Here is a 6,937-nt window from a genome sequence, read left to right as displayed (position 1 = left end):
CGGTCCTGCGCGTCGCCCAGGGCGGCGCCGCGACGATCAAGGTGCTGCCCTTCTTCAAGGACCCGGACGGCGACGACCTGTACCTCGCGTCGGCGGCCGCGACGGTCGCGGGCGACGACGTGCGCTCTCGCCCCGACGGCACGGTCGAGCTGCGCGACGGCGGCGGCTCGACCGGGCGCAAGATCGTGACCCTGCTCGTCTCCGACGGCGAGCTGTCCTTCGAGGGCAAGCTGCTGGTCGACGTGGTGCCCGGTCCGCAGCCGCCGGTCGCGGTGAGCGACCACGTGGTGGTCCCGGCGGGGCAGCCGGTGACGGTGGAGCCGTTGCGCAACGACACCGACCCGAACGGGGACGAGCTGCGCCTGGCGTCGGTCTCGGAGTCCGCCCCGGCGCAGATCACGCCGAACTACGACGCGGGGACGTTCACGTTCCTCTCGATGGAGCCGCGCTCGTACGACCTGACGTACCAGGTGACCGACGGCCCGAACGCGACCACGGGCCTCGTCCGGGTCGACGTCCTGCCGCCGTCCGAGGCCGAGGGCGCGCCCGTCGTCGTCACCGACACCGCGCTCCTCCCGGCGGGAGGGTCCACGCTCGTGGACGTCCTCGCGAACGACACGGACCCCGCGGGCGGCGTGCTCGTCGTGCAGTCCGTGCGCGTGCCCGCCGACGCCGGGGTGTCGGTCGCGATCCTGGCCCACCAGATGCTGCGGGTGACCGAGATCCGGCGCCTGGACGCGCCGGTGACGGTGGAGTACACGGCCTCCAACGGCACCGAGACCGCGACCGGCCAGGTGCGGGTCGTGCCGGTGCCGGCGCCGACGCGGCTGCAGCCGCCGAACGCGGTCGCGGACGAGGTGACGGTTCACGCGGGGGACGTGGTGACGGTCCCGGTGCTGAAGAACGACACGCACCCGGACGGGTTGGAGCTGTTCCTGCAGCCCGAGCTGGAGCAGGACGTGGACCCCGCGCTGGGCGAGGCGTTCGTCTCGGAGGACACGCTGCGGTTCAAGGCGGGCTCGGAGGCGGGCACGGCGTACGCGATCTACCGGGTGCGGGACGTCAACGGGCAGGAGGACTCGGCCCAGGTCACGATCCGGATCCGCGACGGCGAGGACAACGCCCCGCCGCAGCCGCGCGAGATCGAGGCCCGGGTGCTGTCCGGGTCCAGCGTGCGCATCGCGGTCCCGCTGGACGGCATCGACCCCGACGGCGACTCCGTCCAGGTCACCGGGATCGCCACCCCCGCGGGCAAGGGCACCGCCCGGGTCGTGGACGGGATGATCGAGTACGCGGCGTCGAAGAACGCGACCGGGGCGGACACGTTCACCTACTCCGTGCTCGACGCGCGCGGCGCCACCGCCACGGGCACGGTCAACGTCGGCATCGCCCGTCCCGCGGACACCAACCAGTCGCCGGTCGCGGTGGACGACGAGGTGACGGTGCGCCCGGGGCGCACGGTCTCGGTCGCGGCGCTGGCCAACGACACCGACCCCGACGGGGACCAGGTCGGCCTGGTCCCGGGCGGGATCGAGGACACCCACGACCTGGACGCCGAGGTCGTGGCCGACCGCATCGTGCTCACCTCGCCCGACCAGGACGGCTCGTACTCGTTCTACTACCAGATCCAGGACACCTACGGCGCCCGCGCGACCGGCGCGGTCACCGTGAACGTCTCGGCGAACGCGCCCCTGCTGCCCCCGGTGGCGCGCGACGACACCGTGCCCGTGGAGGACATCCTGGGCAAGACCGAGGTCACCGTCCCCGTCCTGGACAACGACGAGGACCCCGACGGCGCCGCGAGCGAGCTCACCGTCACCACCGACGCGACCACCGCGAGCGTCACCCCCGACGGCGAGCTCACCGTCACCCTCACCGAGGGCCGCCAGGTCATCACCTACACCGCGACCGACATCGACGGCCTCACCGCCAAGGCCTTCGTCAAGGTCCCCGGCCTCACCGACCAGGCCCCGACCCTCCGTCCCGGCATCACGCCCCTGGAGGTCGTGAGCGGCGAGCCGCTGCCCATCGACATCACGGACTACGTCCTGGTCGTCGAGGGCAAGACTCCCCGGCTCACCACGGAGGAGAAGGTCACCGCGCTCGAGGGCACGCGAGAGGTCCTCTCGACCACGGAGATCACCTACACGTCCGCGCCGGACTACGTCGGTCCCGCTGCCGTGACCTTCGAGGTCACCGACGGCTCCGGTCCCGACGACCCCGACGGCCACACCGCGCTGCTCACGCTGCCGATCAGCGTCGTGCCGCCGGAGAACCTGCCGCCGGAGCTGTCGACCCCGACGCTCGACGTCGCGGCGGGCGAGGAGGCCTCGATCGACCTCGCGCGCTTCGCGACCGACCCCGACGGCGACCCCCTGACCTTCCAGGCCACCGGCCAGGCCCAGGGCGTGACCGTGACCGTCGAGGGCACCTCCACCCTGCGCGCCCAGGCGACCCCGGACGTGCCCAAGGGCTCGGTCGTGCAGGTCCCGATCACCGTCACCGACGGCGAGCACCCCCCGGTCGAGGGCGCCGCGACCCTGACCGTCGTGGCCTCGACCCGGCCCCTGGCGCGCGCCAACCCCGACACCGTTGACGACGCGCACCAGGGCAAGGCCACCACCGTGCCCGTCCTCGCCAACGACTCCAACCCCTTCCCCGACACCCCGCTGGAGATCGTCGGCGCGAGCGTCGAGACGGGCAGCGGCGACGTGTCGTACAGCGGGGGCGACGTCGTCGTGACGCCCGCCGACTCGTTCGTGGGCGTCATGGTGGTCGTCTACCGGATCCAGGACGCGACGAAGGACCCCGACCGCATGGTCGAGGGCCGCGTCCAGCTCAAGGTGCTGGGCAAGCCCGAGGCGCCCTCGACCCCGCAGGTCGTCGAGGTCCGCTCCAAGACGGTCGTGCTCACCTGGGACCCGCCGAACAACAACGGCGCCGACATCACCGGCTACACCGTGCGCTCCCAGAACGGCTACGAGAAGGCCTGCGGCACCACCACCTGCACCCTGGACGGCCTGACCAACAACGTCGAGTACACCTTCACCGTCTACGCGACCAACGCCGTCGGCGACGGACCCGCCTCCCCGGCCTCCGCCGTCGCCCGACCCGACGAGAAGCCCGACCCGCCCGCCGCACCCACCCTCGAGTTCGGCGACAAGTCCCTCACGGTCACCTGGACCAACAAGACCTACACCGACCGCTCGCCGATCGAGACGGTCGACCTCGAGATCTCCCCGGCGCCGAAGGGCGGCGCCGTCCAGGTCACGGCGCTCTCGGGCACCCAGTACGTGTGGAACGGGCTCGAGAACGGCACCGCGTACAGCGTCCGCGTCCGGGCGAACAACCTCGCCCCCGACCCCTCGGACTGGGGCGAGTACTCGGCCGAGGAGATCCCGGCGGGCCTGCCGGACGTCCCGGAGACGCCGAGCGCGGTCCGCGCCGCGGACTCGCCGCTCAACGGCGGCTCGATCGACGTGTCGTGGAAGGCGCCGTTCGAGAACGGCGACGCGATCAAGGGCTACACCCTGCAGCGGTACAAGAACGGCTCCCGCGACGGCGCCGCGCTCTCCCTCACCGCGACGAGCCACAAGGCGACGGGCCTCGACAACGAGTCGTCGTACACGTTCACGGTGACGGCCGAGAACAAGGCGGGCCGGACGGCGGAGAGCGCGGCGTCCGCGGCCGTGGTCCCCTACGGTCGCCCCGAGGCTCCGCCCCGGCCGAGCGTGCAGAACGTCGGCGGCGGCGGGCAGGACAGCGGCATCCCGCGCGTGTCCTGGGGTGCCGCCGACGCGAACGGCAGCCCGATCACGAAGTACACCGTCACGGCGGCGCCCGGGGGCGCGAAGAAGGACGTCGACGGCACGTCCGTCGACTTCACCGGCCTCCCCGCCGGGAACTACACGTTCACCGTCACCGCGACGAACAAGGGCGGCACGTCCACGTCGAGCCCGGCGTCGGGGCAGATCAGCGCGTACGGCAAGCCCAGCGAACCGGGCGTGTCCGTGTCCCGACTGAGCGCGACCTCGGGCCGCTTCTCGATCTCCGCACCCTCGTCGAACGGCGGCAACGGCGTCTCGCGCTACAACTGGCAGATCGAGGGCGGGTCCAGCGGCTCGGGGCAGACGGTCGACGTCGGGAACGACTACGACCAGACGTTCCGCCTCCGGGCGCAGGCGTGCAACGCCGCCGGGTGCGGGCCGTGGAGCGGCTGGGCGACGCACCGCACCGACCCTCGCCCGGTCCCGCCGACCATCTGGGTGACGCGTGGGCCAGGGAAGGCCACCGGCTCGTGGGGCGACTGCCAGAACACCAGCGTCTGCACGGTCTTCCGCGTCAACGCGAACGCGACGTTCCCCTCCGGCACCTACACCTTCGCGTGCTACTACGACGGGAACCGCATCGGCAGCTTCACGTGGACCGAGCACCTCAGCGCGGGCGGCTACGTCGACCTTGGGTGCATCCTGGGCAACCCGTACGGGACCCAGCGCACGGCCAAGGTCTACGTGACGATCAGCCCTGCACCGAGCGGCATCGTGGTCGAGCACCGGGACTGGCCCATCAGGTAGCGCGGCGACGGCCGATCTGCCGTCGGCGAATGAGCCGACGGCAGATCGGCCTCCTCACGGGGCCACTGCGGGCGCAGGGTGGTCGCATGACCACGCACCTGACCAGCCGACCCGCCGTCGGCGACCACCACCGGACCCCGCGCGCAGAGGCTGCCGCCTCGGCGGCCTCCTCGTTCGACGACCAGCTCACGACGCGCCTGCTCCACCAGCGCATCGTCGTCCTCGGCACGGCCGTGGACGACGCCGTCGCGAACCGCCTGTGCGCCCAGCTCCTCCTGCTCTCGGCGGAGGATCCGCGCGCGGACGTCGCGCTCTACGTCAACTCCCCCGGCGGCTCGGTGAGCGCCGGCCTCGCGATCTACGACACGATGCGGCTCATCCCCAACGACGTGTCGACCGTCGCGATGGGCTTCGCCGCGAGCATGGGCCAGTTCCTCCTGTGCGCGGGGACGCCGGGCAAGCGGTTCGCGCTGCCGCACGCGCGGATCATGATGCACCAGCCGTCGGCCGGGATCGGGGGCACCGCCGTCGACATCGCGATCCAGGCGGAGAACCTCGTGTACACCAAGGGGCTCATGCACCGGCTGCTCGCGGAGAGCACCGGGCAGTCCGTCGAGACCATCGCCGACGACTCCGACCGCGACCGTTGGTTCACGGCGCAGCAGGCGCTCGAGTACGGGATGGTCGACCGGATCGTCGAGAGCGTCGACGACGTCCGCCCCGCCCGCGCGGCCCGGAAGGTGGGTCTGTGATGGCGAGCTACACGATCCCGACCGTGGTCGAGCGCACGCCGCTGGGCGAGCGCGCGTTCGACGTCTTCTCCCGCCTGCTGTCCGAGCGCATCGTGTTCCTGGGCACCGAGATCGACGACGGCGTCGCGAACGTCGTCATGGCGCAGCTCCTGCACCTGGAGTCGGACGCCCCGGACCAGGAGATCGGGCTGTACATCAACTCCCCGGGCGGTTCCGCGACGGCGCTCATGGCGATCTACGACACGATGCAGTTCGTCCGCTGCGACGTCTCGACCATCTGCATGGGCCAGGCGGCCTCCGCCGCGGCCGTCCTGCTCGCGGCGGGCACGCCCGGCAAGCGGTTCGTGCTGGAGCACTCGCGCGTCCTGCTGCACCAGCCGTCGGGCGGCGGGGAGGGCACGATCTCGGACCTGTCGATCCAGGCAGAGGAGATCCTCCGGATCCGGTCCGAGACGGAGGAGGTGCTGGCGCGGCACACGGGCCAGACCGTCGAGCGCCTGCGCGCAGACACCGACCGCGACCTGGTGCTCACCGCGCGCCAGGCCGTGGAGTACGGCGTCGCGGACGCCGTCGTCACCTCGCGCAAGCTCGCCGCGGCGGCGTGACGCCCGACCGCGGGGGTGACCCGGGCGTCGTCAGCCGCGTCGTCGGAACCACGACCGGCGGCGCGGCTCGGGGGTCGTCGTCTCCGCGGTCGACGGCTCGGGCACGGCCGGTTCCGGCGCCGCGGCCGCAGGCTCGGGCGCGGCCGGCTCCTCCGCCGGCGGCTCCGGGACGGTGAGCGCGGGCGCCGTCGGCGCCGAGGCGGCGGGGTCTGCCGCGGCCGGCTCCGACGCCGCGGCCTCGGGCTCCGCCGCTGCGGCCTCGAGCTCGGCAGCCAGGGGCGCGGCGGTCCGCCCGGACGACGCGGAGATGCCCGCAATCCGTCCGCGCTCGTCGAACCGCACGGTCACGGTGCCGTCGGGCACGTCCAGCACGACGGCGCCGGTCCCGTCCTCGACGGCCGGCAGGCCGCGCGCGCTCGCGTAGGACGCGACGGCGCGCCGGTGGTCGACGACCGTGACGGACAACAGCCCCTCGCTCAGCGTCCGCACGACGCGCGGCACGCTCGGGGCGGGCAGGGCGAGGTCGGCGTCGTCCAGGAGGAACCACGCCCGCGTGCCGCCGCCGACGGGGGCGCTGTAGTGGGCGAACGAGCCGGTCACGGCCTTGGCCGCGAGCGCGAGCCGGTGGGCGAGGTCGTCGGCGAGCGGGAGCTCCGGCTCGGCGGCCTCGCGCAGCCCGGTCCGGCGCGTGCTCTCGGCGGCGGTGAGCACGGCGTCGGGGAAGCCGTTGACGTTCTGCCACGCCCACATCCACGTGCCCGGCCCGGGCGCGGCCGTGCCGAGGAACTGGAGGCGGCACGTCGCGGTCCCGCCGTCGGGCGCGGTGAAGGTGAAGACCCCGGTGGTCAGGTCCGCGGCCCAGGCGTCGTCGCCGTGGAGGTCCGTCAGGTGGAGCTGGTGCTCGTGGGAGAGGAACGCGGCGTCGTCGACGAGGTCCTGGAGGGCCGGGACGTCCTGGGCTGCCGTGCCGTGCGCGGTCTGCGGCTCCGTCATGGACCGACGGTAG

The 6,937-nt window shown here is 73.2% G+C and carries 4 protein-coding genes; 3 read left to right on the top strand and 1 reads right to left on the bottom strand.

Annotated features, from left to right (window positions below; genetic code table 11):
* The 3 genes from ACI769_RS17010 to ACI769_RS17000 all read left to right on the top strand — a co-directional run.
* Positions 1–4,574 (top strand): Ig-like domain-containing protein (locus ACI769_RS17010; protein WP_409142018.1); only part of this gene is annotated, 4,574 nt, incomplete at its 5' end.
* Positions 4,575–4,660: 86 nt separating this feature from the next.
* Positions 4,661–5,326, top strand: coding sequence for a ClpP family protease (locus ACI769_RS17005; protein WP_409142017.1), 666 nt, complete (start codon positions 4,661–4,663; stop codon positions 5,324–5,326).
* Positions 5,326–5,931 carry a ClpP family protease gene (locus ACI769_RS17000; protein WP_009866251.1) on the top strand — a complete coding sequence of 202 codons (606 nt, stop codon included), beginning with the start codon at positions 5,326–5,328 and terminating at the stop codon, positions 5,929–5,931. Before ACI769_RS17005 ends, ACI769_RS17000 begins: the two co-directional genes overlap by 1 nt.
* A gap of 30 nt (positions 5,932–5,961) precedes the next feature.
* Here the strand turns inward: ACI769_RS17000 and ACI769_RS16995 are convergent, their stop codons facing one another.
* Complete coding sequence (locus ACI769_RS16995) at positions 5,962–6,924, bottom strand: DUF6882 domain-containing protein (RefSeq protein WP_085387468.1); 963 nt, start codon at positions 6,922–6,924, stop codon at positions 5,962–5,964.
* Positions 6,925–6,937 lie beyond the last annotated feature (13 nt).

Origin of the sequence: Cellulosimicrobium sp. RS, from assembly GCF_046159675.1 — a bacterium.
Taxonomy (GTDB): Bacteria; Actinomycetota; Actinomycetes; order Actinomycetales; family Cellulomonadaceae; genus Cellulosimicrobium; species Cellulosimicrobium funkei.
Note: the sequence above shows the minus strand (reverse complement) of the source record. Positions and strands in the feature narration are given on the sequence as shown.

Bases quoted from the DNA above. Each gene is read 5' to 3' on its own strand.
- ACI769_RS17005 (WP_409142017.1), top strand. From the start codon at position 4,661: ATGACCACGCACCTGACCAGCCGACCCGCCGTCGGCGACCACCACCGG.
- ACI769_RS17000 (WP_009866251.1), top strand. From the start codon at position 5,326: ATGGCGAGCTACACGATCCCGACCGTGGTCGAGCGCACGCCGCTGGGC.
- ACI769_RS16995 (WP_085387468.1), bottom strand. From the start codon at position 6,924: ATGACGGAGCCGCAGACCGCGCACGGCACGGCAGCCCAGGACGTCCCG.